This window comes from Terrilactibacillus laevilacticus (assembly GCF_006517395.1).
Lineage (GTDB): Bacteria > Bacillota > Bacilli > Bacillales > Sporolactobacillaceae > Terrilactibacillus > Terrilactibacillus laevilacticus.
Map to the genome: position 1 here is coordinate 23,748 of NZ_VDCY01000003.1, position 25,116 is coordinate 48,863.

The 25,116-nt window shown below is 37.3% G+C and carries 26 protein-coding genes; 1 reads left to right on the plus strand and 25 read right to left on the minus strand.

Annotated features, from left to right (window positions below; all coding sequences use genetic code 11):
* Positions 1 to 9: 9 nt before the first annotated feature.
* From FG390_RS05020 to rpsU, 16 genes are all read right to left on the minus strand, one after another.
* On the minus strand, positions 10 to 450 hold the full coding sequence (locus FG390_RS05020) for a YaiI/YqxD family protein (RefSeq protein ID WP_141189951.1): 441 nt from the start codon (positions 448 to 450) through the stop codon (positions 10 to 12).
* Positions 451 to 793: 343 nt separating this feature from the next.
* Positions 794 to 1,534, minus strand: a complete 741-nt coding sequence (gene recO, locus FG390_RS05025; protein WP_141190206.1) for a DNA repair protein RecO — start codon at positions 1,532 to 1,534, stop codon at positions 794 to 796.
* A 50-nt stretch (positions 1,535 to 1,584) separates the two neighbouring features.
* Positions 1,585 to 1,725: a YqzL family protein gene (locus tag FG390_RS05030; RefSeq protein ID WP_141189952.1), complete on the minus strand. Its 141-nt coding sequence runs from the start codon at positions 1,723 to 1,725 to the stop codon at positions 1,585 to 1,587.
* A gap of 310 nt (positions 1,726 to 2,035) precedes the next feature.
* Positions 2,036 to 2,941: a GTPase Era gene (era, locus tag FG390_RS05035; RefSeq protein WP_141189953.1), complete on the minus strand. Its 906-nt coding sequence runs from the start codon at positions 2,939 to 2,941 to the stop codon at positions 2,036 to 2,038.
* Entirely contained in the window at positions 2,942 to 3,337 is a 396-nt protein-coding gene (locus FG390_RS05040) for a cytidine deaminase (protein WP_141189954.1), read from the minus strand.
* 12 nt (positions 3,338 to 3,349) lie between these two features.
* Positions 3,350 to 3,718: a diacylglycerol kinase family protein gene (locus FG390_RS05045; protein ID WP_141189955.1), complete on the minus strand. Its 369-nt coding sequence runs from the start codon at positions 3,716 to 3,718 to the stop codon at positions 3,350 to 3,352.
* A 3-nt stretch (positions 3,719 to 3,721) separates the two neighbouring features.
* Positions 3,722 to 4,201, minus strand: a complete 480-nt coding sequence (gene ybeY, locus FG390_RS05050; protein ID WP_141189956.1) for an rRNA maturation RNase YbeY — start codon at positions 4,199 to 4,201, stop codon at positions 3,722 to 3,724.
* A complete protein-coding gene (locus tag FG390_RS05055; RefSeq protein ID WP_141189957.1) occupies positions 4,198 to 6,321 on the minus strand; it encodes an HD family phosphohydrolase in 2,124 nt (707 codons plus the stop codon). The genes ybeY and FG390_RS05055 overlap by 4 nt, the downstream gene beginning before the upstream one ends.
* 32 nt (positions 6,322 to 6,353) lie before the next feature.
* Positions 6,354 to 7,310 (minus strand): PhoH family protein, encoded by a 957-nt coding sequence (locus tag FG390_RS05060; protein WP_141189958.1) that lies wholly within the window; start codon positions 7,308 to 7,310, stop codon positions 6,354 to 6,356.
* 159 nt (positions 7,311 to 7,469) lie between these two features.
* Positions 7,470 to 8,708, minus strand: a complete 1,239-nt coding sequence (gene yqfD, locus FG390_RS05065; RefSeq protein ID WP_181406381.1) for a sporulation protein YqfD — start codon at positions 8,706 to 8,708, stop codon at positions 7,470 to 7,472.
* Between the two features lie 19 nt (positions 8,709 to 8,727).
* Positions 8,728 to 9,009 (minus strand): sporulation protein YqfC, encoded by a 282-nt coding sequence (gene yqfC, locus FG390_RS05070; protein WP_141189960.1) that lies wholly within the window; start codon positions 9,007 to 9,009, stop codon positions 8,728 to 8,730.
* Positions 9,010 to 9,435: 426 nt separating this feature from the next.
* The gene (murB, locus tag FG390_RS05075; RefSeq protein WP_141189961.1) at positions 9,436 to 10,350 is read right to left on the minus strand and encodes a UDP-N-acetylmuramate dehydrogenase; all 915 of its coding nucleotides are present in this window, start codon (positions 10,348 to 10,350) and stop codon (positions 9,436 to 9,438) included.
* 373 nt (positions 10,351 to 10,723) lie between these two features.
* Positions 10,724 to 11,221: a hypothetical protein gene (locus FG390_RS05080; RefSeq protein ID WP_141189962.1), complete on the minus strand. Its 498-nt coding sequence runs from the start codon at positions 11,219 to 11,221 to the stop codon at positions 10,724 to 10,726.
* 224 nt (positions 11,222 to 11,445) lie between these two features.
* Positions 11,446 to 12,438 (minus strand): flotillin-like protein FloA, encoded by a 993-nt coding sequence (gene floA, locus FG390_RS05085; protein WP_141189963.1) that lies wholly within the window; start codon positions 12,436 to 12,438, stop codon positions 11,446 to 11,448.
* Between the two features lie 272 nt (positions 12,439 to 12,710).
* On the minus strand, positions 12,711 to 13,151 hold the full coding sequence (locus FG390_RS05090) for a GatB/YqeY domain-containing protein (RefSeq protein ID WP_141189964.1): 441 nt from the start codon (positions 13,149 to 13,151) through the stop codon (positions 12,711 to 12,713).
* 15 nt (positions 13,152 to 13,166) lie between these two features.
* Entirely contained in the window at positions 13,167 to 13,343 is a 177-nt protein-coding gene (gene rpsU, locus FG390_RS05095; RefSeq protein WP_132742901.1) for a 30S ribosomal protein S21, read from the minus strand.
* A 433-nt stretch (positions 13,344 to 13,776) separates the two neighbouring features.
* Between rpsU and FG390_RS05100 the strand changes: the two genes are divergently transcribed.
* Positions 13,777 to 14,754 (plus strand): Na/Pi symporter, encoded by a 978-nt coding sequence (locus FG390_RS05100; protein ID WP_246092775.1) that lies wholly within the window; start codon positions 13,777 to 13,779, stop codon positions 14,752 to 14,754.
* Between the two features lie 93 nt (positions 14,755 to 14,847).
* Here FG390_RS05100 and deoC read toward each other — a convergent pair whose 3' ends face one another.
* The 9 genes from deoC to hemW all read right to left on the minus strand — a co-directional run bounded on the left by deoC (position 14,848) and on the right by hemW (position 25,075).
* Positions 14,848 to 15,492 carry a deoxyribose-phosphate aldolase gene (deoC, locus tag FG390_RS05105; RefSeq protein ID WP_141189965.1) on the minus strand — a complete coding sequence of 215 codons (645 nt, stop codon included), beginning with the start codon at positions 15,490 to 15,492 and terminating at the stop codon, positions 14,848 to 14,850.
* Positions 15,493 to 15,622: 130 nt separating this feature from the next.
* Positions 15,623 to 16,984: a tRNA (N(6)-L-threonylcarbamoyladenosine(37)-C(2))-methylthiotransferase MtaB gene (gene mtaB / locus FG390_RS05110; RefSeq protein ID WP_141189966.1), complete on the minus strand. Its 1,362-nt coding sequence runs from the start codon at positions 16,982 to 16,984 to the stop codon at positions 15,623 to 15,625.
* The gene (locus FG390_RS05115; RefSeq protein ID WP_141189967.1) at positions 16,985 to 17,755 is read right to left on the minus strand and encodes a 16S rRNA (uracil(1498)-N(3))-methyltransferase; all 771 of its coding nucleotides are present in this window, start codon (positions 17,753 to 17,755) and stop codon (positions 16,985 to 16,987) included.
* Positions 17,755 to 18,699: a 50S ribosomal protein L11 methyltransferase gene (gene prmA / locus FG390_RS05120; protein ID WP_141189968.1), complete on the minus strand. Its 945-nt coding sequence runs from the start codon at positions 18,697 to 18,699 to the stop codon at positions 17,755 to 17,757. Before prmA ends, FG390_RS05115 begins: the two co-directional genes overlap by 1 nt.
* 15 nt (positions 18,700 to 18,714) lie before the next feature.
* Positions 18,715 to 19,842 (minus strand): molecular chaperone DnaJ, encoded by a 1,128-nt coding sequence (gene dnaJ / locus FG390_RS05125; RefSeq protein ID WP_141189969.1) that lies wholly within the window; start codon positions 19,840 to 19,842, stop codon positions 18,715 to 18,717.
* 155 nt (positions 19,843 to 19,997) lie between these two features.
* On the minus strand, positions 19,998 to 21,833 hold the full coding sequence (gene dnaK / locus FG390_RS05130) for a molecular chaperone DnaK (RefSeq protein ID WP_141189970.1): 1,836 nt from the start codon (positions 21,831 to 21,833) through the stop codon (positions 19,998 to 20,000).
* 361 nt (positions 21,834 to 22,194) lie between these two features.
* Positions 22,195 to 22,788 carry a nucleotide exchange factor GrpE gene (gene grpE / locus FG390_RS05135; RefSeq protein ID WP_141189971.1) on the minus strand — a complete coding sequence of 198 codons (594 nt, stop codon included), beginning with the start codon at positions 22,786 to 22,788 and terminating at the stop codon, positions 22,195 to 22,197.
* A gap of 53 nt (positions 22,789 to 22,841) precedes the next feature.
* Positions 22,842 to 23,864 (minus strand): heat-inducible transcriptional repressor HrcA, encoded by a 1,023-nt coding sequence (gene hrcA / locus FG390_RS05140; RefSeq protein ID WP_141189972.1) that lies wholly within the window; start codon positions 23,862 to 23,864, stop codon positions 22,842 to 22,844.
* Positions 23,865 to 23,950: 86 nt separating this feature from the next.
* A complete protein-coding gene (hemW, locus tag FG390_RS05145; protein ID WP_141190208.1) occupies positions 23,951 to 25,075 on the minus strand; it encodes a radical SAM family heme chaperone HemW in 1,125 nt (374 codons plus the stop codon).
* Between the last annotated feature and the right edge of the window lie 41 nt (positions 25,076 to 25,116).

The following is a 25,116-nucleotide window of genomic DNA, read 5'->3' on the forward strand; positions in this document are numbered from 1 at the left end:
ATTTATATCCTAAAGATTGCATTGACATAACAATTTTCTGAGCATAGAAGAAAAATTTTCATGATCTCCCACCGTGAAGGCCTTTGGACCCTTAATTTTTTGCTTTGACGCTAGAGCCTTATAAGATAAATATCGGCGATTTAAAATAGCCGGCATGTCCTTATCATTTAAGTTTTTTCCTTTCGGTGTTAAAACAAAAATGCCTTTAGGTGTTAATAAGCTGGCTAATCCCATATCCTGAGTCACAACGACATCCCCTTGCCTTGCATGGTTGATGATGTATAAATCAGCAGCTTCACGATCTGGATCAACAAATACCCAAGTTGCTTGTCGCTTATTACTATAATGTGTATATGAAGCGACAAATATAGGCACAATTTTAAATTCACTAGCTATGTTAAGAATATCTTGTTTAACCGGACACGCATCAGCATCAATATAGAGATTAATTTTTTTCCACCATACTTTCTTATTCTATACCTATATCCAAAATTCCTTCTTTAAGATTCATGTTTAAATTTTTCGATTTTTGTCGAAAAGAGGTGCAGGATTCAATCACAAATTGGATAATGCTAAGAAGAACTGACCATTTTCTACAACTTGGTATTATAAATTATATTTTCTTAAAAACGCAAGGAAAAAGCATCGTATTTGACGATGCTTTCAATTCTTTATTATTAACCGATCAAAATGGAACTATACATATAAGGGCCCTGCTTAGTTACAAAGTCCATTTTATATTTAACTATTAGATTTCATTATAGCTCTAAAATTTAAATAATGCAACCCCTATTTATTTAATCTGGTGCATTTGATCCAGAAACTTTTTTGACTTCAAATTCAACCCGGAGTGTTGATCAAAATAAGTATTTAATATGAGATTGATTTGATCAATGGTTGTTCTCTTTAAATTGATAGATCCAACTTGATCAATGGTTATTTTTTTAAATAAATAAAGGAGGCGGCTCGTTGCGGGTGTCATTGGAATCGCATATTCATCGACCATCTGACAATCGTGACATAGGTATCCTCCGCCGCTAATTGAAAACGAGAACGGACCAACTGTATTTCCACAATGAATACATCGATCCATTGTCGCGTCTATTCCAGCGATAGATAACATTTTCACATTAAAAATAGCCGTTAAAACTTCTTCATTTAGTCCTTTTTCGATATATAATAACGTCTGAATTAATAAATGGTACAAAGAAGGATAAGGTCTTTGTTCTTCCGTTAGTTTATCGACAATTTCAGCAAGATAAGAAGCGTATGCCAATTTAAAAATATCATTTTTGATATGGCGCAAAGGATCAAGTGTTTCAGCTTGATAGAGCGTACCCAAGTTTTTCCCTTTTGAAAATAAAAATTGACCATAAAACAGATGTTGAGTAACGGAGGCTAATCGACTCTTAGGTTTTTTTGCCCCTCTAGCCATTAGCCCCAGTTTTCCAAATTCTTTTGTATAAATTGTTATTATTTTATTTGTTTCACCATAATCAACCACACGTAGTATAATGCCTTCTGCTTTCTCCATCAAGGTGCGATACACCACACAATTCATTTTCTACGTATTTTTTGTATGATTTAGTTCATAACATCGTCAGTTGTCATTTCATCTTTATCTAATACATCTTGACTATTTTGAGAATCCTCAATTTCTTTAAGTAAAAGATAGGTATCAATGTTCCCTGTCATACAAAAAACCTTCCAAGTTAAGTCTAACATATTTACAACCACCTTTCACATGTTTAAGCTTAGGGTTCACAAAAATGAGAAAAACATGTTAAGGAAAAATTGCTAATAAAGTTCGTACATAAATAAAGAAATGTTGGATTAGAAACCGATCGACCAGTCTATAACGCAGACAGTGGCCTAGAATGTGTCACTACGGCTTCGCCTTCGCGACAACTCGATGCTTAATCAAAGAAGATGATGCTTGTTGCACTTATACTTAATCATTAAATTTTATTACCTTCTTAAAGTGTAAAGAAATACCCCACTCTTAAAGTGGGGTTGCAAGATTTATTCTTCATGGTTATTCTTCTTCCTCAAACAAACCAAAGTCTCTCAAGCTGCCTTCTTTATCCCGCCAATTTTTTTGCACTTTGACCCAAAGTTCCAAATAAACTTTTGAGCCCAATAACGATTCTATATCCTTCCGAGCCCGTGTTCCAATGTCTTTTAACATGCTCCCTTGTTTTCCGATGATGATTCCTTTTTGAGAAGATCTCTCAACAACGATAGCTGCCTGTACTTCGATACGATTTCTCTGATCATCACGCTCTATTCTTTCAATAACCACTGCAATGGAATGAGGGACTTCTTCCCTCGTCAAATGGAGAATTTTTTCTCGTATTAATTCTGAAATAATAAACCGTTCTGGATGGTCCGTTACTTGGTCTTCTGGATAATACTTTGGGCCCTCATCAAGATACTTCGTGATTTGCTCTAATAAAGTATTCACATTCATCCCTTGTAAGGCTGATAATGGTACAATTTCATCAAAATTATAATGACTTCTATACGTATCAATGAGAGGAAGAAGCTGGTCGGGATGTACACGATCGATTTTATTGATCAGTAAAAAAACGGGTGTTTTCGATCTTTCAAGAAGATCAATAATGTACTGATCTCCCCGACCATAACCTTTTTCAGCATCAACCATAAAAGCCACAAGATCGACCTCGTTCAAAGTTTGAACGGCCGTTTTGGTCATATACTCTCCTAGTTTATGCTTTGGCTTATGTATTCCTGGTGTATCAATAAAGATAACTTGTTCACTTTCAGATGTATATACACCTTGAATGCGATTTCGTGTTGTTTGGGCTTTATCGCTCATAATGGCTATTTTTTGTCCAAGTATTTGATTTAATAATGTTGATTTCCCGACGTTAGGTCTTCCAATAAGAGCAACAAATCCAGATTTAAAAGGTTCAGTCATTTAGTTTAAATCCTCCGATAGAAACGCTCCCGGTAGCAATTCAGCGATTGAGGTCACTTGAATATCACCTGAAGCATTAGATAAAATAATTCGCATATCTTTTGGGCATAGTTCCGCTATCACTTGACGGCAGGCCCCGCATGGAGGAACAGGTCGATCCGTGTTCGCTATGACTGCTAGAGTAGCGTAATCTTTTGCGCCTTCTGAAAATGCTTTAAAAAGAGTTGTCCGCTCTGCACAATTACACAATGAGTAGGCTGCATTTTCAATATTAAATCCTGTAAAGACTTTCCCATCTTTCGTTAATAAAGCTGCACCTACCGGAAAATGTGAATAAGGAACGTAAGCATTTTCCATTGCATTCTTCGCGTATTTAACAAGTTCTTTGTCTTCCATCGTAAACCCTCCCTAAGATAGTGTGTCATAAAGAATCATCATGTATATAATCGCAGAAATAATCGAAAAAAACCAAACGGCTCCTGCAGCCATATCCTTTGCTGCTTTTGCAAGTGGATGCCACTCTTCTGTCACAAGATCAACCGTTTGTTCGATGGCAGTATTCATTAATTCTAAACTGATGACTCCACCAATCAAAATGAAAACAATCATGAAATGGGTTAGTGAGATATGTACAAGACAGGAGATGATAATGACTAGTATAGCCATTAGTAAATCAATTTTCAAATTACGTTCTGTTTTAAAAGATTTCACGATTCCTTGTGTTGCTGCACGCACACTAGCACCAAAATGTTTGTTTTTATACTTGTGCTGACTCATATGTCACTCTCTTTTTAAACCAAACGAGGAGAGAATCTCCTCTTGCAGTGTAAACATTTTCTTTGCATCAGACTCTGTCATGTGGTCATATCCGAGTAAATGGAGAAGGCCATGAATGACAAGAAAACCCAATTCTCGATCAAAGGAATGATCATAAGATTGAGCTTGCTCGCGGGCTTTTGGAATCGATACAATAATATCACCAAGTACTCTTGGAGCCTCCAAATCAGGATCGATAATGCTGACTTCATCGTCATCCAATTCTTCTAAAGCAAAGGAAATGACGTCTGTTGGTTGATCCTTGTCACGATATTCAGCATTTATAGCCTGAATACGATCATTGTCCACAAAGGTTAAAGATAATTCACAGTCACCCTCTATCTCCAGAGTTTCCTTTGCATGCTCCAATAATTCAGAAATTAGTTTTTCTTGATCAGGTCTTAATTCACCAGTCTCATCATACATATCAATTGTTAACGTCATTTTGCTTGTGCCTTCTTTCCTATTTGTTCATCTGGATACTCAATTCTTGAGTGGAATACCCCATTCATCGTTTCAGTAATCGACTTCTTCGCTAATTTAAGTTCGTGAAGGGTTAAATCACATTCATCAAATTGACCATCCTCTAAACGATCGTTAAAAATACTCTGAACGAGATTGTTGATTTTCATAGGAGTTGGTTTTTTCATTGAGCGAACAGCTGCTTCAATACTGTCAGCTAATTCAACAATCGCTGCTTCTTTTGTCTGAACTTTTGGACCAGGATACCTAAAATCCGCCTCTTGAACATCCTGTCCGCTTTCTTTAGCTTTAAAATAAAAATACTTTAATAATGAGGTTCCATGATGCTGTTCTGCAATATCAATGATTTCCTTAGGCATTTTATGCGCTCTTAAAATGTCTGCACCATCATAAGGATGAGATATGATGACCGCACGACTTAATTGTGGCGATAGATTATCATGTGGATTAACGCCATCTAATTGATTCTCTACAAAAAAACGCGGTCTTTTCGTTTTCCCAATATCATGATAATAGGCGGCTACTCTTGCCAAAAGTCCATTTGCTCCAATAACCTCACATGCGCGTTCAGCTAGGTTGGCCACCATTACGCTGTGATGATACGTTCCCGGTGCTTCTAATAAAATTTTTCGTAACAAGGGATGATTCGGGTTCGATAATTCGATTAATTTAATTGTCGATAACATACCAAAACCCGTTTCAAGGACCGGGATTAACCCCAAAGTTAAAATAGTTGTTAAAAATCCTGATAAATAAGCAAATATTAAATTGAGAAAGATGTCCCCGAGGCGAAATGTATTATTTTGTATAAGCATTAGCATAATGACAGTAAGCATATTTGTTAAAGAAATGAACATACCAGTCTGCAGTATCTTCGGTTTTGTCTCATTTCCTCGAATAATCGATGCCCCTGCCAATGCAGATATAAGAACATATAGACCCATTTGCGGGTCAAATATGCCGGTTTTTGATACAGAACCAAATGTAATACTTGCAACCATACCAAAAATAATACTCGTAACAATCGCTAATCTCTCAGTAAGGAACATTCGAATAAGCAGGGTTCCAAGGGCGCTTGGAAGTATATAAGCTAAGCCAGGGATATTGGTCAATCGTAAGAATGTGGCTAATTTTATTAACATAACCATACACGATAAGATAATGCCATACATCAATAATTTTTTGTATAGATCATTTCCGTCTTTCTTTTTTAACTGGTTAAATTCAAAAGATAAAATGACAATAATAAAAGAAACAAAGATAAACAAACCAATAAATGGCAATATGTTAAAACGATCCTTAAGAAGACCGACAACTTTTAATTCTCTTAATATGTCACGAGTAATTAACTCACCCTTTTTTACAATTACTTCACCTTGATGAATTTGGACGGGTTCAATTGAATTTGCTGCATCCTGTTTGCTTCGTTTAGTTGCAACAGCATCAAAGACATAGTTAGGTACAATGCCGTAATGAAGAAGTTCAATCAGAGCTCCTCTTAAACTATCACCGATCATAGAAACAGGAAGGGAGGATACAGCACGATTTTGAACTCGTTCTAAATCACTCCACTTCACTTTATTATTTAACGCTTCATAAATAAGATTATTTGTGATGTCTTGAGCCGTCATCAAATCCTTATCTTTAGCATTTAATAGGACTTGAATTGTTTTATCAGACAAGGCTCTACTGGCATCACTCGACAACTTAGACCGAACAGCCTTGACGGCTTCATCTTTGTCAATGTTTTTATCCGATTTAACATCCGAAATAACATCATATATATCGCCCACTTTTTCAACTTGAATAAGTGAGGTCTCCTCGGTATAAGTGTATTTTGATGGAGTAGAATTACTTGCTTCTTCTTTTAATTGATTTGTCGCTTGGAGATCAATGGCTTCTACTGGTGATTGGATATCTTCTGTAGCTGTGTCATGTAAGCGAACATTTAAGTTTTTTGGTAGAAAACTTCCAATCATACATATATAGAGAACCATAGCAAGAACCAGGTATATGACCCAATTGGTATAATTATTAACTATCGTTTTTCGTATCGTTTGCAACGTTTTTATTGGGCTCATGATTTTCCCCCCAAATATTTCTTGCTTTCGACTTAATCCCCATATGCCTCAATTATACGCTGAACTAATGGATGACGAACAACATCCATACGACGTAACTCCACAAATGAGATGCCCGCAAGACTATGAAGCATTTCTTGCGCTGTTTTTAATCCTGATTTTTTCCCTTTAGGTAGATCCACTTGAGTAATATCACCAGTAATAATCATTTTCGAACCAAAACCCAAACGAGTTAAAAACATTTTCATTTGTTCTGAAGTTGTATTCTGTGCTTCATCTAAAATAACGTAGGCATCTTCTAGCGTGCGTCCGCGCATATACGCTAGTGGAGCAATTTCGATTGTTCCTCTTTCAATTAGACGCAAAGTATGTTCAGCTCCTAAAACATCATGTAAAGCATCGTATAGAGGTCTTAGATATGGATCGACCTTTTCTTTTAAATCCCCCGGTAAAAATCCTAGACTTTCTCCCGCCTCCACAGCAGGCCTTGTCAGAACAATACGTTTAATTTTTCCTTCCTTAAGTGCCGTCACTGCCATGACAACAGCAAGATACGTTTTTCCTGTTCCTGCTGGTCCAATAGCAAAAACCATATCGTTTTTTTTCATTTCATGAACATACCGGCGTTGACCGAGTGTTTTAACACGAATCGGTTTTCCTTTTGCATTGACTGTTATTTCCATCTCATAAAGATCTTCAAGTTCAACAAGCATTCCTTCACTTGCAAGTTTCAATGCATAAACAACATCACGCTCGGTTACTTGGATACCACGACGTATTAAACCGAGCAGTGCTGTTAATATACTTTCAACTGTTTGATACGTTTCTTCACTTCCTGAAACGTTCACTGCTCCACCTCTTGTTACAATGGAAATGTCAAGCGTTTTTTCAATTATTTTCAAATTGGCATCTCCTGGTCCAAATAGTGCAAGAGTTTCATTCGCATTATCAAATTCTAAATCAATGGTATATAAATGGCGTTCTGGCAAATGTCTCAGTCTCCTTAGTATCAGCGTGATGTTTTTTTTAGTTTACCATACGATATCACAATATTTCCATTTTCTTTTTGAATATCCATTAGGTTATCTAGATTAATGATAACAAGAACCTTTCATTTATGGAAGCGTGATCAAGATCAATTTTCTGATTTACTGCTGATTTTGCTTTTCTTTTTTCGCCTTTTTCTTCAACTTAACTCTCTCTTTTTTAGAATTAAAGGTTTTTGGTACAGCAATATTTTCATAAACGACAAAACGATGCCGTAAATATAAGATTCCCTTTTCCACTTTTTTAGATTCGATCGTACTTTTAACAATTTCTGATTTAGACGGTAATTTTGATTTTAATCGTCTTTGAGCCGCTTTCTCTCCCTCATCTAAAGCTTGTTGCGGAGAAAGAACTCGATTCGACTGATGAACTTGTCGATGCGTTTCCTTTACATAAGATAGAGGTAAATCCCAAAATAGAAAATGAATCTGTTTTTCAACAGAATCTTTCTTTTCATGCTTATAGGAGCTATTAAAAAACCCCCAAATTAAACATTTCCACTTATTCATTTTTAAATAGTGTTTTGTATATTCTTGTCCTGAAAAGGTTTCATACGTTGTATTTAACGGAACTTTCGTTGTTGTTTGATACCAAGTTTCTCCAAAGACTTGTCCTTTAGATGAAATAAACTTAGGATCATTTTCATTTCCTATGATACCTGATACAAGAAGTTGGCCTTTTTTTACGAATTGATCATCTTGAACCATTGGTTGTCCTTTTTCGACAAATAGTCGATGGATGATGGCCTTTTTAGCCGCAACAAGATTCCTCGGTCCGGTCTCTTTCTGTTTTTTGGGTAATTTTTTTTGTACGACATCGATATGATAGGTTGTTCCATCCTTTGAAACACCGATCCAAGTGACTTTTGGTAATTTCGCTGATAAATTCGTCTCAATAACCTCTGTAGAAGGAACAACAAAATTGATTGCACCAACTTTTAAATGTTGTTGTTTTAACAACTGTCTTATTTTTGTTTCTAAACGCGGATCGGCACCTTTGACATCAATACGCCATACCACATTCGAAAGAAAAGTAATGATAAGAATGGCACACATTAGACCGATAATGATACCCGTGCGATTAAGGAGACGTCTCATAAAGAAAGGGAAACCCTTCTTATCTATAAAACGAATCTTACAGTCTGTTTGTTTCAATAACGGCTTTATTTTAGATATATCTTTAATATAAAGTGAACAAACAATGGTGGTTTTATTACGTCTTTTAATGTCCCAAATAGCAATGTTCCGCTTCACACATAGATTTATAAATGGTTCTGTAAGCTGACCGTGAATGGAAGCTTTCACATGTCCGTAGATTGCATTATTCCAATTGTTTTTCATCCCACTCAGCCTCCAATTTTTATTCATCTATAAATAGTACATTTTTAATTACGCCCTCTAACAAAATTTCTTCAGGTAAAATATTTTTCAAAACAAAGCCGCTTCCTTTAACAAGAAGTTGTCCTTGTTTCATGGCTAATCGTAACTCTTCATTTGAGAAGGATAAAACCCCTTTATGGTTTTCAATATAAATATGTAATTGTCCAATAATCGTAATTCTGGGTAAGTCCATCACTACATCAACTGGCATTTCCGAATGATTGACAAACCACTTTTTAACATTATGCTGCCATTTCCGCAATGTCGCTCACCTACCTCTTTACACTCTATGACTTAAAAATCATCCCTAGCACTGATAATTTTAATCAGATTTAGGAAGCTTAAAGAGGTTGTTCAAAAAGTCACCAAATGATAAGCTACGAATCTCGGCGCCCTCTTGTTTTTCGGTTCTCATGTAGCAAAAGCCTACATTCCGGTCCTCAAAACAGCGCCGTCTTGATCTTCTTGCTTCTAATTCGCCACCTTTTTGAACACGCACTTAAAAGTGATGACGAAACATTTTATTTGATCAGTTGTTTTTACACGAGAGATAAAAGTAAACCTATCATTGGTGGATTGGTTTCCATCCCTCCCTATCGCTTATTCTTATTCCCCTTTAAAAAAGTGCAAAAAAACACAGACAAAATGCATGCCTGTGTTAAATCAATTAATTAATTTGTGATCATGTCTAATCTTCACCAATGACCTTTACTTCCGTTTCTAATTCAACATTAAATTTTTCTTTTACCGTTTGCTTTACAAGTTGAATTAAATTTAGATAATCTGTTGCTGTTCCATGGTTCACGTTAACCATAAATCCAGCATGCTTTGTAGAGACTTGCACCCCGCCAACTTGTGTCCCTTGAAGACCACTATCTTGGATAAGCTTCCCTGCAAAATGTCCAGGTGGGCGTTTGAATACACTTCCACATGAAGGATACTCAAGCGGCTGTTTTGATTCTCTTAAATAAGTTAATTCATCCATCTTTTCTTTGATTTTTCTTTCATTACCTGATTTAAGTAAGAATTCGGCTTCAAGGACAAGATAGTTTTGTTTGGCAATAGCGCTACTTCGATAACCAAGGTCCAACTGATCCTTGTTTAATCTCAGAGTTTTACCCTCACTAGTGACAACAAGAGCACTTAATAAAACATCTGCCGTCTCACCGCCATAAGCTCCTGCATTCATATAAAGGGCCCCGCCCACGGATCCTGGAATCCCACAAGCAAATTCAAGACCGGTAAGATGCTTTGATAAAGCAAATCGCGAAACATCAATAATGGCTGCCCCACTCTGAGCCATGATTCGGTTGTCGATACATCGAATTTCTGTCATTTTAGTTAGATTCATGACGATGCCTCGTATCCCGCCATCTTTAATAATTAGGTTTGATCCATTACCTAGAATAGTTAAAGGAATGCTCTCTTTATACGAAAAAGAAACAATTTTTTGAACCTCTTCATAGGAAGTCGGAAAAATGAGAATATCAGCTTTTCCACCTGTCTTTGTATACGTATAATCCCCTAGATGAGCCTCTTTTTTGATGTTATGTTTATCTTTAATCATTGAAATTAACTCTTCATATCGTTTATTTATATCCATAATTAACCCTCTGCCTTGATGTATTCATTTTAAGTGTATGTTTATTACTTCGTTCATATCAATCTTTTTTTGTTTCAAAATCCCCTTCAAATTATATAGCATTATGGTCCATTCGTCATTATGGAAAAATATTTCACATCTTAAAAAATGATTGAAGAGACCTTGGTATCCATTTTACAATCATAAAGAAAACTTGGAGTGGCCAGCCTATAAGGCGCTAGAACAAAGGCCTAGAATATGTCACTACGGCTTCGCCTTCGCGACAACTCGATGCTTCATCGAAGAAGATGATGCTAGTTGCTATTTATACTAAAATTTTCATCTTTCTTAAGGCGCCAAAAAACCAGGAGCATCATTATCTCCTGGTTTTCAATTAAAATTTTCTTAAGGCCTTATGAGGACGATAGGCGCGCGGTTTTGCAATACATTCTGCCAAAATAAAAGATTCCGCAAATTTCTTTTGATCCACAACAAATGGTCGATCTGATTGTCCCCCTCGACTTTGTTTAACAGATTGATCTTTTAATGAACTCATAGCTCTCTCGCTAAGATTTTTCTGTTTCATTTTTTCATATTGTTCTAATAAAGCCTGCCCGGAAGCACGCTTCTCCATGACTACGGTCGTCACGGGTTGCTCTCGCTTAGGCACTGTATCGGAATTAATCGTCGTTACGGGTTGTTCACCGGCATCTCTTCTCGTATGACTTTCATCTGTAGAATCATAACGTTGTCTTTGCCGATTTTGTCTTTCTCTTATTCGTTTCTGCTTTTCCATACGCTGACGTTGCTCTTTATTTTGTTTCTCGACTGATCTTGCCACATAACCCACAAGCGAGATAACAGCAAATATAATAAACATCGCAATTTCCATTCAATCACCTTCTTCACATAATGACGTTGGTTCATCTAGAATAGGTGGTTAACCGCTTAACTGAAAGTAATGACCTCCTACAAAAAGGGATTATGCAATACCTGAAATTGCATAAATAGGTGGAGAATATGTCTTTAAAAGTTCGAATGAATCAATGAACTAACAGTGGTTTGAAAAATAACCACTGATTGTGAGTTTCACATGGTTCATTCAATGAGAACATTTTATTCATTTTTTTCATCGGAACTTTCTAAATTGGCTTTACCAACTGAATTTCTCATATCTGTATCGGCTTTAATATTATTATAGTTCATATAATCTAAGACACCCATTTTTCCTTCTCTGAGTGCCTGTGCCATGGCAATCGGCACTTCAGCTTCGGACTCAACTACTTTTGCCCTCATTTCTTCAACCTTTGCTCGCATTTCTTGTTCCCTAGCTACCGCCATAGCTCTTCTTTCCTCCGCCTTTGCCTGCGCTATATTTTTATCAGCCTCGGCTTGCTCTGTTTGAAGATTGGCACCAATGTTATCACCAATATCAACGTCGGCTATATCGATAGAAAGGATTTCAAAGGCTGTACCTGCATCGAGACCCTTTTTTAGGACCGTTTGTGAAATGAGTTCTGGATTTTCTAAAACCACTTTATGGTCCTCCGATGAACCTATGGTTGAAACGATTCCTTCACCAACACGAGCCACAATGGTATTTTCTCCAGCACCACCAACAAGCCTATCGATATTAGCCCTAACGGTGATCCTAGCCTTTGCCTTTACCTCTATCCCATTCATAGCAACTCCAGCTATATAAGGCGATTCAATGACCTTTGGATTTACACTCATTTGAACAGCTTCTAATACATCACGTCCAGCTAAATCAATCGCAGCTGCCCTTTCAAACGTTAATTCAATATTTGCCCTGTGGGCAGCAATAAGGGCATTAACCACACGATCTACATTCCCTCCAGCTAGGTAATGGCTTTCAAGTTGATTTGTATTTAAATTAAGACCTGCTTTAACAGCTTTTATCAATGGGTTAATGACACGTCTCGGAACAACCCGTCGCAGTCTCATCCCTATCAGTGTAAAGATCCCAATTCTTACGCCAGATGAAAGTGCTGATATCCAAAGTGTTACCGGTACAAATGTAAATAAAATCGCTAAGATGATAATAATGATAGCCGCTACAATTAATATGCCTATTGCACTTGCGTCCATGATATTCCCTCCTCGTAATTATCTGTCGAGAGTGCTAAGTTCTTCCTTCTTCTATACGTCAATAACTTTGAAAAGGTTTCAAGGTAAAAAGGGTAATCAATCGATTGATACCTTAATATGTAAAATATGCAGGTTATGTATTTTATTAGAAAATATTAAATTAATACTTTTAAGATCATGAAATACCTGGGGTGATGTGAGATGCGTGACGTAATATGATGAAAAAATGAGCCTTGTATTCAAGGCTCATTTTACACGAAGCAATTCTATTATTATAATCTACTCTGAACAAGGCTACTGACTAGTTTACCGTCTGCTTTACCTTTGACTTTAGGCATAAGAGCACTCATGACTTTACCCATATCGGATTTAGACACAGCACCTACTTCAGAAATGGTTTCATCTATGATTGACTGAAGATCGTCTTTCGACAATTGTTCAGGCATATATAAATTAACAACCTCAATTTCCTTCTGTACACCTTCAATTAAGTCTTGGCGGCCTGCATTTTCAAACTCTTGGAGGGAGTCTTTCCTCTGTTTGAGTTCACGGGATAGCACTGTCAATACATCGTCATCCGAAAGTTCTTTACCGTGTTTGATCGACTCATTAGTGATAGAAGTCTTGATCATACGAATAACAGAAAGCTTGACTTTGTCACGATCCCTCATCGCTTGCTTTAAATCCTGGTTCAGACGATCCAAAAGGCTCATCGGAACACCCCTTTTTTAGAACTTACGTTTTTTACGTGCCGCTTCAGATTTTTTCTTGCGACGCACGCTTGGTTTTTCATAATGTTTACGTTTCTTAACTTCAGCTAATGTACCTGATTTAGAAACTGAACGTTTAAAACGTCTTAGAGCGTCTTCGATTGATTCATTTTTGCGTACTTTTGTTTCGACCATCTATGTTTCCCTCCCTCCAAAACGCAACAGCTTTAAGAGAGACATAATAATATGTCTTTTGTCATTATATATGATTCCGCATCTTTTGTAAACTAAATGGTTATTCAATTCCGAGTCTACTCAAAATTTGATTCAAAAAAATCTATCATTCTTAGTTTTTAATCTAAATTAACAATTTCAGAGGACCTAAAAGCCTAAAAGAACCTCATTTACTAGAAAAATGAATAAGCCCTCTATTTTATTATGAGATAAGTTCACCTTACTTTAAAAAGCAGGCGCTTGAATGATTACTCTTAGTTCATTTTAACTCAGTGAATCAACCCATTTTCTAAGAGGATGTAGTTAGTTTTTAATAATCTTTATTAAATCTATTAAATTGTCATGTTTTGCTTCTTCACTTAATAGAATAAAACAAACCGAATGAGTACAAGTCATGGAGATATTCTATTCTAAGGAATTAGAGGTGACGTTTTTGACCTTCATTATCCTAACTTTTTTAGCTTACCTTTGCATCTTTTTATTTGGAATGACAATGATGAAAGTAGGTTTTCGCCATTTAGCGGGAAAATTCATTGAAGAAATTATAGAGAAATTAACGAAGCAGCCGATTAACGGATTAATTATTGGAGCCATTGCAACCATGATGTTACAAAGTAGTTCAGCTGTGACAGTTATTGCTATCGGTTTAACGACTTCTGGATTACTTCGATTCCCAAATACAGTAGGGATTATTTTAGGCGCGAATATTGGGACAACAGCAACAATTGAAATTGCTTCATTCCACGTAGGATATATTCAATATATCTTTCTTGTCTTAGGCTTACTCTTAATGGTCCATCCAATAAAGAAATGTTTTGCCATTGGGGCATGTTTATTTGGCATCGGATGTCTATTCACTTCAATGCACGGCTTTAACCAGATGGCTGAACCTCTTTTTAAATTATCTTCTGTTCAGCATATCTTAATGTTATCAGATCAAAACTACGTCATTGCCATCTTAACAGGAACACTTCTTTCCGCTGTATTACAATCTAGTTCCGCTACGACATTAATTACCATGGCCTTTCTTAATCATGGTGCCTTATCGATAGGATCGGCTATTGCTGTTACATTTGGGGCTAATATAGGAACGTGTGTCACGGCATATATCGCTAGTCTAGGCAATCCTTGGGAAGCAAAATGGACGGCTTATACACATTTTCTTTTTAATGTGCTTGGTGTGATTCTATTTTATCCCTTTATTGATTTACTTGCTGATATCACGATGAAATTAAGTCATTCAACCGAATTTCAACTTGCTCATAGCGGTGTTTTGTTTAATTTAATTACAGCCCTCCTCGCACTACCTTTTGCTAATGTCTATGGTAGATGGGTCGAAAACAAACAGAAACCGAAGCACGTCATCGAATAATCGTTGCCTCATCTTATCGTTATGCCAATCGCTTAATCTAACCTCAAAAACAAAGATCTGAGTCCATCCACTCAGATCTTTGTTTTATCCTCATCACTTAACAATATGAACACTACTACTTGCGCCAATTCGAGAAGCTCCAGCAGATACCATTGCTTCGGCCGTTTCTTTATCTCGAATTCCACCTGAAGCTTTGACACCTTTTGATTCTCCAACAACTTCGCGCATTAATCGAACATCTTCAATCGTTGCTCCACCGCTAGAAAACCCCGTTGATGTTTTGACAAAGTCTGCCCCTGCATCCATAGCAAGTTTGCTTGCTCTTTTTATTTCTTCCTTCGTTAATAGACACGTCTCTAAAATAACTTTGACAAGAGCTTTATCATTAGCTGCTTGAACAACTGCTTGAATGTCCTTTTTTACAAGGTCATCTTGTCCATCTTTCATAGCGCCAATGTTTATGACCATATCTACCTCAGTTGCTCCATCTTCAATCGCACAAGTTGTTTCGAATGCTTTGACTTTTGAGATAGAAGCACCTAAAGGGAATCCAATAACCGTACAAACTTTTACATCTGTTTCTTTAAGTAATGACGAAGCTTTACTTACCCAAACTGGGTTAACGCAAACTGATGCAAAGTGATGTTCCTTCGCTTCGTGACATAACTTTTGAATTTGATCTGATGTCGTTTCTGGTTTGAGTGCCGTATGGTCAATAAGATGGGCTAAATTTGTCATGTTACTCCCTCTTCTCATGGAATTTTTTTATAAAGGCGCAAGACAGAGGCCTAAGCCCGCACTTATACTTATATTTTCTTAAAGTGCATAGATAAGGGAATCTCCGAGAGATTCCCCTTTTATACTTCATTTACCTCTGAGCTATTGCTTTTGCTTCTTCAAGTGGTTCATCATCCATGACTCGAACAAATTGTCCTTGATTGTATGGATAACCCGCTTGAGTAATTTTAACTCTAACTAATTTCCCCTCTAATTCAGGTGAAGCCGGGAATTTTACTTTTAAGTAATTGTCCGTGTAACCGACATATTCACCAGTATTCGAGTCCTTATTAAACGGCTCTTCAGGGATAACCTCTAATACTTCGTTCTCATATCTAGAAGCATATTCTTTAGAAAGCTGATTCGATAATGAAATGAGACGTGTAACACGGGCATGTTTAATTTCATCAGGAACTTGGTTTTCCATTCTAGCCGCAGGTGTTCCTGTACGTTTTGAATATGGAAAAACATGTAGTTCGGAAAATCTAAGGTCGCGAATAAAGGCATACGTTTCCTCGAATTCTTCATCGGTCTCACCAGGAAATCCAACAATGACATCTGATGTTAAAGCAAAATCAGGTAGTGCTTTCCGCAAACGTTCAATTTTTTCCGCAAAAAAGGCCGTTGTATATTTTCTTCTCATTCGTTTCAAAATAGAATCAGATCCAGATTGCAATGGAATATGAAGATGTCTTGCAATCACTTTGGACTTATCGATGACTTCGATCACTTCATCCGTAATTTGACTTGCTTCAATAGAAGAGATACGGATGCGTTTGAGTCCTTTTACTTTGGCTTCTAAATCACGAAGAAGTGCTGCAAAATTATAATCTTTCATATCTTCGCCATATCCCGCTGTGTGAATACCCGTTAAAACAATCTCTTTATAGCCAGCATCAACGAGTTTTTGAGCTTGTTCAATGACAGATTCTGGTTTACGAGATCTTAATAAACCTCTGGCCCACGGAATAATACAAAATGTACAAAAATTGTTACATCCCTCTTGAATTTTCAGAGATGCACGTGTTCGATCTGTGAAAGAGGGAACTTCAAGCTCTTCATAGACTCTAGCTTTCATAATGTCACTAACACCATTAATAGGTTCTCTTTCCATTTGATACTGTTCGATGTATCCGATCATTTTCTCTCTGTCTTGTGTGCCGACGACGATATCAACACCAGGTATGGCCATAACCTCAGCTGGTGATGTTTGTGCATAACAACCTGTTACACAAATAACGGCCGTTGGGTTTTTTCGTATAGCGCGCCTGATCACTTGTCTACTTTTTTTATCACCAGTATTTGTTACTGTGCATGTATTAATAACGTAGACATCTGCAGTCGATTCAAAATCTTTTCTTTCATAACCATTCTTTTCAAAAAGCTGCCAAATTGCTTCAGTTTCATAGTGATTAACTTTACAACCTAAAGTATGGAATGCAACAGATGGCATTTATTTGTTCACCTCATATAATAATTCAAAATGATAAGAAACACACGATAAGAAATAAATAGGTGCTGTCTCAGTTCTTAATATTCGTTTACCTAAACCACAGCAAATAAAACCTGCCTGTTTGAACTGCTGAACTTCGGCGTTAGACAACCCGCCTTCAGGACCAATCACGATTAATAACTTGTCCTCATCACTAGGCGACATTGACTTTAACAAGGTTGGCAAACCTTGTTGCTCGCCTAACTTAGCCGTTTCTTCATAAGCAATGAGTTTGTTAGAGAATTTTTGACCATAGGAAATCAATTCTTTTAAATCCATTGGCTCACATATATGTGGCACGATATCCCGATGAGACTGTTCAGCTGCTTCTTTTGCGATTTTTTCAAATCGTGTTTTCTTTTTATCCCATTTGGATGATGTCCATTTGGCAATCGAGCGCTCAGCTGAAAAAGGAACAAACGCATATGCCCCACATTCTGTTCCCTTTTGTACGATTGTATCAAATTTATCACCCTTTGGAATACCTTGTGCAATGGTGATTCGAACAGGTAATTCAGCATTGTTACTCTTTTTCTCAACGAGTTTTAGAATAACATTTTGCCCCTCAAATGATTCTACCATACAATTGAATACATGACCTTTTCTATCTGCACATTGGCATAAATCACCAATTTCCATACGCATCACTTTTTGCATATGTCTGGCATCTTCACCCATTACAGTAACATGTGTCTCTGTAAATTGTTCAGTCGGGATGAAATATTGTTGCATTAGTCTTCACCTTTTTTGGCAATCATAGCGACCCAATCTTCTTGCTCGATGACTTCAATGAGTGTAAAGCCAACTTTTTCTAAACATTGTCTAACTTCGAGTTCTTTTTGCTTAATAATTCCTGATGAAATGAGAATGCCACCATCTGTTAACTTATCATAGGCATCTTTGGCTAAACGTATAACAATCTCAGCCAAAAGATTAGCAACGATAATATCATATTGTCTATCTATTCCATCTGCTAAATTATTTTGTTTTACCGATACCTTGTCTTGGACATGATTTAATTTAACATTAATTTTAGCTGATTTAACCGCCACTTCATCCAGATCAACGGCAAGAACAGACTCTGCACCAAGTTTTGCCGCCGCGATTGACAGTACACCAGTCCCCGTACCAACATCCAAGACATGATCGGAATCCTTCATGTGCTTCTCTAAGGCTTGAATACAAAGAACCGTCGTCGGATGAGTTCCCGTGCCAAAGGCCATACCAGGGTCTAATTCTATAATCTTCTCCCCTTCAAATTGTGGCTGGTACTCTTCCCATGTTGGTGTTACCGTAATGTGATCAGTTAACCTCACAGGTTTGTAATATTTTTTCCAAGCTGTTGCCCACTCTTCTTCATTCACTTCACTGATCGTGATTGTGTTGTCACCTAGATCAATATCATAGACAAACAAGTTGTTAATCGATTGTTTTATTTCCTCAACCGTTTCCCCTAAAAAGCTGTTGACAGGCAGATAGGCCTTTATATTAACGCCTTCTTCAGGATAATCGGACGGATTAAGATCATACACCTCTGAAAACTCTTGCGGCCAATCTTTTACTAAATCAAGCGGATCTTCAATCACCACTCCGCTTGATCCAGCTTCATGAAGGATATTAGTAATGGCTTCAACAGCTTCCTGTGTTGTATGAATGCAAATTTCTGACCACTTCATGACATCCCCCATATTCTATTCTGCTTTAAATGCACGTTTTACTTTTGAAAAGAAAGTATCGTTGTTTGCATCGTCTAATGGTTTTCCACTTAAATCAGCTAACTTTTTATAAAGGTCTCGTTCTTCATCAGAAAGGTTTTTAGGTGTGACAACTTTTACTGTCACATGTTGATCCCCTTGACCATACCCTCTAACATTCTTAATTCCTTTCCCTTTTAATCTAAAATGCGTGCCGGTTTGTGTTCCAGCAGGAATTTTCAGTTTGACCTTTCCACGAAGTGTAGGAACTTCAATTTCATCCCCAAGTGTCACTTGTGCGAAGTTAAGTGGAATCTCGCAATGAATGTCGTCCCCGTCCCGCTCAAAGAATTTATGTGCTTTTACGCGGAATACAACATATAAGTCCCCTGCAGGGCCGCCATTAACCCCTGGCTCTCCCTGACCTGATAGACGAATTTGTTGACCATCATCAATACCTTCTGGGATCGTTACATGTATTTTACGTCTTTTTTTCACTTTACCCGTGCCGCCGCATGTATGACATTTATTTTTGATGATTTTACCTGTTCCATGACAATAGTTACATACTCTTCGATTTACAACTCGGCCAAATGGTGTGGTTTGTTCAACATTTAATTGCCCTGAACCATGACAGTGAGAACATGTTTCTGGTTTTGTACCTGGTTTGGCTCCAGAACCGTGACATGTTTTACACTCTTCTTCTTTTGGCACTTCGATATCCGTTTCTTTACCAAAAGCTGCTTCTTCAAATTCAAGAGTCATGGTATATTGAAGATCTGAACCTTGCTGAGGTGCGTTTGGATCGCGCGTTCGACCTCCTCCACCACCGAAAAACATATCGAAAATATCACCAAATCCACCAAAGTCTGAGCCGCCAAAGCCTTGACCACCAAAGCCTTGATTTGGATCCGTATGTCCAAATTGATCATAATGGGCTTTTTTCTGTGGATTACTTAATGTTTCATAGGCTTCTTTGACTTCCTTAAATTTTTCTGGTGCATCTTTATCTTTATTTACGTCTGGATGGTATTTTCGAGCTAGTTTTCGATAAGCTTTTTTTATCTCATCTTTTCCAGCGTTTTTATCTACGCCAAGAACGTCATAATAATCCCGTTTACTCATCAAATCACTCCCGAAATAGCTTTCACATAAATTAAATCATAACATCAATGACTTCATTTAAGCAAGAAAAAGCCAAAGCCAAGAATATCTGCCTGACTTTGACTTTTCCCATCGTTCTACATCTTCTTTTTGACTTAAGAGACCTTTTTAATTGCTTATTTACCCTCTTTATCGTCCTTTACTTCTTCATATTCAGCGTCAACAACGTCATCTGCTTTGTTTGTTGCCGCATCGCCCTGACCTTGTGCAGCCTGAGCGTCTTTTGCTGCTTGTTCATATAATTTTACAGAAAGTTGTTGAACAACTTCTTGGAGTTCATCTTTTGCTGATTTAATCGCTTCGATGTCAGAAGCTTCAAGGGCTTTTTTCAATTTATCTTTTGCTTCTTCTGCTTTTGCTTTTTCAGATTCGTTAACTTTATCGCCGAGATCTTTGATTGTTTTTTCTGTAGTGAAGATAAGTTGATCAGCTTCATTACGAAGATCCACTTCTTCGCGACGTGCTTTATCTGCTTCTGCGTTCTCTTCAGCATCTTTAACCATTTTTTCAATTTCTTCATCACTTAAACCTGAAGAAGATTTAATGGTAATGGATTGTTCTTTGTTTGTGCCTTTATCGACAGCTTTAACATTCACGATACCGTTAGCATCAATTTCAAATGATACTTCGATTTGTGGAATGCCGCGTGGAGCTGGTGGAATATCCGTAAGTTGGAAGCGACCCAACGTTTTATTATCTGCTGCCATTTCACGTTCACCTTGGAGGACGTGGATATCTACAGCCGTTTGATTATCTGCCGCTGTTGAGAAAATTTGAGATTTACTTGTCGGAATCGTCGTATTACGATCAATCAATCGTGTGAACACGCCACCCATTGTTTCAATACCAAGAGAAAGCGGTGTTACATCTAGAAGAACGACGTCTTTTACATCACCAGCAAGCACTCCGCCTTGGATAGCAGCACCAAGAGCAACAACTTCATCAGGGTTTACGCCTTTATGTGGTTCTTTACCAGTTAAGTTTTTAATCGCTTCTTGTACGGCTGGAATACGAGTTGATCCACCAACGAGGATAACTTTATCGATTTCACTTGAAGTAAGATCTGCATCAGATAAAGCTTGACGAACAGGACCCATCGTTCTTTCCACAAGATCACTTGTTAATTCATCAAATTTAGCACGTGTTAAAGTGACTTCAAGGTGTTTTGGACCCGTTGCGTCAGCTGAAATAAATGGCAACGAAATTTGTGTTTGTGTCACACCAGAGAGATCTTTTTTCGCTTTTTCAGCAGCATCTTTCAAACGTTGAAGAGCCATTTTATCATTTGAAAGATCTAATCCATTTTCTTTTTTGAATTCTTGAACAAGATAATCGATGATAGCTTGGTCAAAGTCATCTCCACCTAAATGGTTATCTCCAGCTGTAGATTTAACTTCAAAGATGCCATCGCCAAGTTCGAGTACTGATACGTCAAATGTACCACCACCAAGGTCAAAAACAAGGATTGTTTGATCTTCACCTTTTTCTAGTCCATAAGCAAGAGCGGCAGCAGTAGGTTCGTTGATAATACGAAGAACATCAAGACCCGCAATCTTACCTGCGTCTTTCGTAGCTTGCCTTTGAGCATCGTTAAAGTAAGCTGGTACAGTGATAACCGCTTGATCTACAGTGTCGCCAAGATAAGCTTCTGCGTCAGCTTTTAATTTTTGTAAGATTATAGCTGAAATTTCTTGAGGCGTGTATTTTTTGCCTTCAACCTCAACTTTGTAATCGGTACCCATGTGTCTTTTGATTGAAATGATAGTATTAGGATTGGTTACCGCTTGACGTTTTGCTACCTCACCGACTTGGCGTTCACCGTTTTTAAACGCAACGACAGACGGAGTCGTACGATTTCCTTCTGGATTTGGAATGACGGTAGATTCGCCGCCTTCCATAACTGCTACACATGAATTTGTGGTTCCTAAGTCAATACCAATAATTTTTCCCATGATAAGTTTTCCTCCTATATCCTTATTCTGATCATCTATGAACTGCCGAAATCCTATGATACTGCTTACTTCATTTTTATAAAATACCGTATCTTCGAGTATTCTTAAGTACAGTGCCAAATATGTAGTAGGGCTGGCACCGCGATAGGACTTTGCGTCATAGCCATTAGTCGTTAAACTTTAATACCCTATAAGAGGTTGTTCAAAAAGTCACCAAATGATAAGCTACGAATCTCGGCGCCCGCTTTTTTTCCGGTCCTCATGTAGTAAATACCTACATTCTGGTCCTCAAAACAGCGCCGCCTTGATCTTCTTGCTTCTAATTTGTCACCCTTTTGAACACGCTCTATAAAATATAAAATTAAGAACTTACCTTAACCATTGCAGGTCGAACAACTCGACCATTCAACGTATAACCTGCTTGGAGTACTTCAACAATAATATTTGACTCGTGTTCGCTGCTTTCTACTTGCATCACAGCTTGGTGTAAGTTGGGATCAAACGGTTGATTTGCCGCTTCAATCTCTTCAACACCTTCTTTTTTTAATGCTTCTTGAAGTTGGCGTAAAACCATTTCCATGCCTTGCTTAAGGTTTTCTGCGTCGGCTGATTCGACCTTTACAGATAAGGCACGTTGGAAATTATCAATAACCGGTAATACCTCTGTAACGAGATCTTGTGAACGAAATTTCCTAGCTTGTATTTTTTCTTCATTTGATCGACGTTTGAAGTTTTCAAAGTCAGCCTGAGCTCTCAAGAATCGACTATTTAACTCTTCTTTCTCTTTGGCTAAGTTTTCTATCTGTACTTGTTGTTCAGCTAATTTTGCTTGGAGAGTCTCTGCATCTTCTTCAACAATTTCTACTGGCTCCTCTTCGGCAGCGTTAGTTTCCTCATTTGTTACTTCTTCAATGATTTCTTCTTTGATGTCTTCTGCATTATTTTGGTTAGCCATGTGTTCACCTCCTATAAGGATACAGACAAATTCTAGTTTTGAAATTAACAGACCTAATAATTTGAATTCAAATTATTAGTTAAGCTCTTTGAAATAATATCGAGCAACGTAACCACTCTTGGATAAGCCATACGTTTCGGTCCAATGACGGCTACTGTACCAACGTGCTCAGAATCAACTGAATAGGTCGTCGTAATAACACTGCAATCTTCAATAGCTACGAGTTTATTTTCTTTACCAATCTTAATTTGAATACCCGATTTGGGCGATCTTAATAATCCATGGATGATGTCTTTTTTCTCTAGAACGTTGAGAAGTGGGATCACTTTATTAATATCACGAAATTCGGGTTGCGATAAAATATTATTTTTTCCACCATAATAAATTTGATCTGGTACATTTAATGTCAGCGCATGTTCAATTTCTACCATCATGCGTTCATAATGTTGGATGTGTTCATTTAATACAACATGAATTTCTTGTTGCAGACGAACTTTCAACTGATACAACGGTACTCCAATTAAGCGTTCATTTAAAATGTTAACCATTCGTTCGATTTCTGATCCATTAACCTCATCTGGAAGTACGACAGCACGATTTTCAACATGTCCAGTATCGGTGACAATGATTAACACCGCACGATTATCCGATAGACGAATCATTTGGATATGCTTTAACTTCGTATCAAGGAGTTCCGGACCAAGAACAATAGCCGTACAGCTAGTAAAATCTGATAAAATTTGAGCTGTCGTTTCAATCAATTTCTCAGCTTCATAATATCGTTCAGTATAGGCTTTCCTAATATTTCTCATTTCATCATCGGAAAGTAGAATGGGCGATAAAAGATGATCGACATAGAAACGGTAACCTTTCTCAGACGGAATCCGCCCAGAAGATAAATGGGTCTTTTCTAGAAATCCCATCTCCTCCAGATCAGCTAATTCATTACGTATCGTAGCTGGACTTAAATGGATATCGCCACGCTTAGAAATCGATCTGGAACCAATTGGTTCAGCAGAGAGTATATAGTCATCAACAAGAACTTGCAACAAAAACAACTGACGTTCTGTTAACATCTTTATCACCCCTGTTAGCACTCCTAGTTAACGAGTGCTAATTCTACAATAAAATTTATCAATTATTGAACCGTTTGTCAAACGGTTTAACCTAATAAAAATGAACTAAATACATCATTACCTAAAAATAGCCCTTCATGGGTCAAAGCCAATCTATCTTCATCTTCATAAAGAAGGCCTTTTTGCTTCAAATCCTTAATCGTTCTATTATAAAGACTATTCAATGGACGACCAAATTTTTCATAAAAGTGCCGTTTATTAACACCTTGTTTCATTCTTAAACCAAGAAACATTTCTTCTTCAATGGCTTCAGTAATGGATACTTGATGCGTCGCTGTACACGCATGACCGCGATTATTTACGCGTTGTATATATTTATTGATAGGTCCGCTATTTACCACCCGCTGACCATAAATATATCCATGAGAACCTGCACCAAATCCATAATAGGGTTCATTCTGCCAATATAGAGAGTTATGCCTACTTTCAAATCCTGGTTTTGCGAAGTTGCTAATTTCATAATGATTAAAGCCTTTTTCTTCAAGCGTTCGTATCAATGTTTCAAACATTTTAGCTTCCAACTCTTGGCCAGGCAACGTTAACTTCCCTTTTTTCATTCGGTTAAAAAAAATGGTCTTAGGTTCAATTTGAAGAGAATAAATCGAAATGTGTTCCGTTTGTAATTTAAGAGCTTCCTGAATCGACGCTATAAGCATATCCTCAGTTTGATTGGGTAAACCAAACATGAGGTCAATCGAAATGTTTTCAAATCCAGCCTTTTTTGCCTCTCCAACTGCTTTTGCAGCGTCATCAGGATGATGTAACCGTCCTATACTTTCTAGTATCTCATCCTGAAAGGTTTGAACACCAATACTTAATCTTGTGACTCCGCTTTCTTTCATCAAATATAGTTTTTCCGGTGTTATGTTCTCAGGGTTTGCTTCGATTGTATATTCTATAATACTTTCATTTAACAAGTATTTTTTCACTATATTTAACAAGCGATTAAATTGTTGAGTATCTAATGCTGTCGGAGTCCCGCCACCGATATAAATTGTTTTAAGATTTGGGTGACTCCCAGACTGGGCTATTTCCTTTTCAAGAGCATCTAAATAATCATCGACGGGCTGATTTTTTATAAAAACTTTATTAAAATCGCAATAATAACAAATGTGTTCACAAAATGGTATATGAATATAAGCGCCTTTAATCATGCAAACTCCTTCTCTATAAGCCACGCTATTACAAAACA

Bases quoted from the DNA above. Each gene is read 5' to 3' on its own strand.
- recO (WP_141190206.1), bottom strand. From the start codon at position 1,534: ATGGAGAAAGCAGAAGGCATTATACTACGTGTGGTTGATTATGGTGAA.
- FG390_RS05030 (WP_141189952.1), bottom strand. From the start codon at position 1,725: ATGTTAGACTTAACTTGGAAGGTTTTTTGTATGACAGGGAACATTGAT.
- era (WP_141189953.1), bottom strand. From the start codon at position 2,941: ATGACTGAACCTTTTAAATCTGGATTTGTTGCTCTTATTGGAAGACCT.
- FG390_RS05040 (WP_141189954.1), bottom strand. From the start codon at position 3,337: ATGGAAGACAAAGAACTTGTTAAATACGCGAAGAATGCAATGGAAAAT.
- FG390_RS05045 (WP_141189955.1), bottom strand. From the start codon at position 3,718: ATGAGTCAGCACAAGTATAAAAACAAACATTTTGGTGCTAGTGTGCGT.
- ybeY (WP_141189956.1), bottom strand. From the start codon at position 4,201: ATGACGTTAACAATTGATATGTATGATGAGACTGGTGAATTAAGACCT.
- FG390_RS05055 (WP_141189957.1), bottom strand. From the start codon at position 6,321: ATGAGCCCAATAAAAACGTTGCAAACGATACGAAAAACGATAGTTAAT.
- yqfD (WP_181406381.1), bottom strand. From the start codon at position 8,708: ATGAAAAACAATTGGAATAATGCAATCTACGGACATGTGAAAGCTTCC.
- murB (WP_141189961.1), bottom strand. From the start codon at position 10,350: ATGGATATAAATAAACGATATGAAGAGTTAATTTCAATGATTAAAGAT.
- FG390_RS05080 (WP_141189962.1), bottom strand. From the start codon at position 11,221: ATGGAAATTGCGATGTTTATTATATTTGCTGTTATCTCGCTTGTGGGT.
- floA (WP_141189963.1), bottom strand. From the start codon at position 12,438: ATGGACGCAAGTGCAATAGGCATATTAATTGTAGCGGCTATCATTATT.
- FG390_RS05090 (WP_141189964.1), bottom strand. From the start codon at position 13,151: ATGAGCCTTTTGGATCGTCTGAACCAGGATTTAAAGCAAGCGATGAGG.
- rpsU (WP_132742901.1), bottom strand. From the start codon at position 13,343: ATGGTCGAAACAAAAGTACGCAAAAATGAATCAATCGAAGACGCTCTA.
- FG390_RS05100 (WP_246092775.1), top strand. From the start codon at position 13,777: ATGGAGATATTCTATTCTAAGGAATTAGAGGTGACGTTTTTGACCTTC.
- deoC (WP_141189965.1), bottom strand. From the start codon at position 15,492: ATGACAAATTTAGCCCATCTTATTGACCATACGGCACTCAAACCAGAA.
- mtaB (WP_141189966.1), bottom strand. From the start codon at position 16,984: ATGCCATCTGTTGCATTCCATACTTTAGGTTGTAAAGTTAATCACTAT.
- FG390_RS05115 (WP_141189967.1), bottom strand. From the start codon at position 17,755: ATGCAACAATATTTCATCCCGACTGAACAATTTACAGAGACACATGTT.
- prmA (WP_141189968.1), bottom strand. From the start codon at position 18,699: ATGAAGTGGTCAGAAATTTGCATTCATACAACACAGGAAGCTGTTGAA.
- dnaJ (WP_141189969.1), bottom strand. From the start codon at position 19,842: ATGAGTAAACGGGATTATTATGACGTTCTTGGCGTAGATAAAAACGCT.
- dnaK (WP_141189970.1), bottom strand. From the start codon at position 21,833: ATGGGAAAAATTATTGGTATTGACTTAGGAACCACAAATTCATGTGTA.
- grpE (WP_141189971.1), bottom strand. From the start codon at position 22,788: ATGGCTAACCAAAATAATGCAGAAGACATCAAAGAAGAAATCATTGAA.
- hrcA (WP_141189972.1), bottom strand. From the start codon at position 23,864: ATGTTAACAGAACGTCAGTTGTTTTTGTTGCAAGTTCTTGTTGATGAC.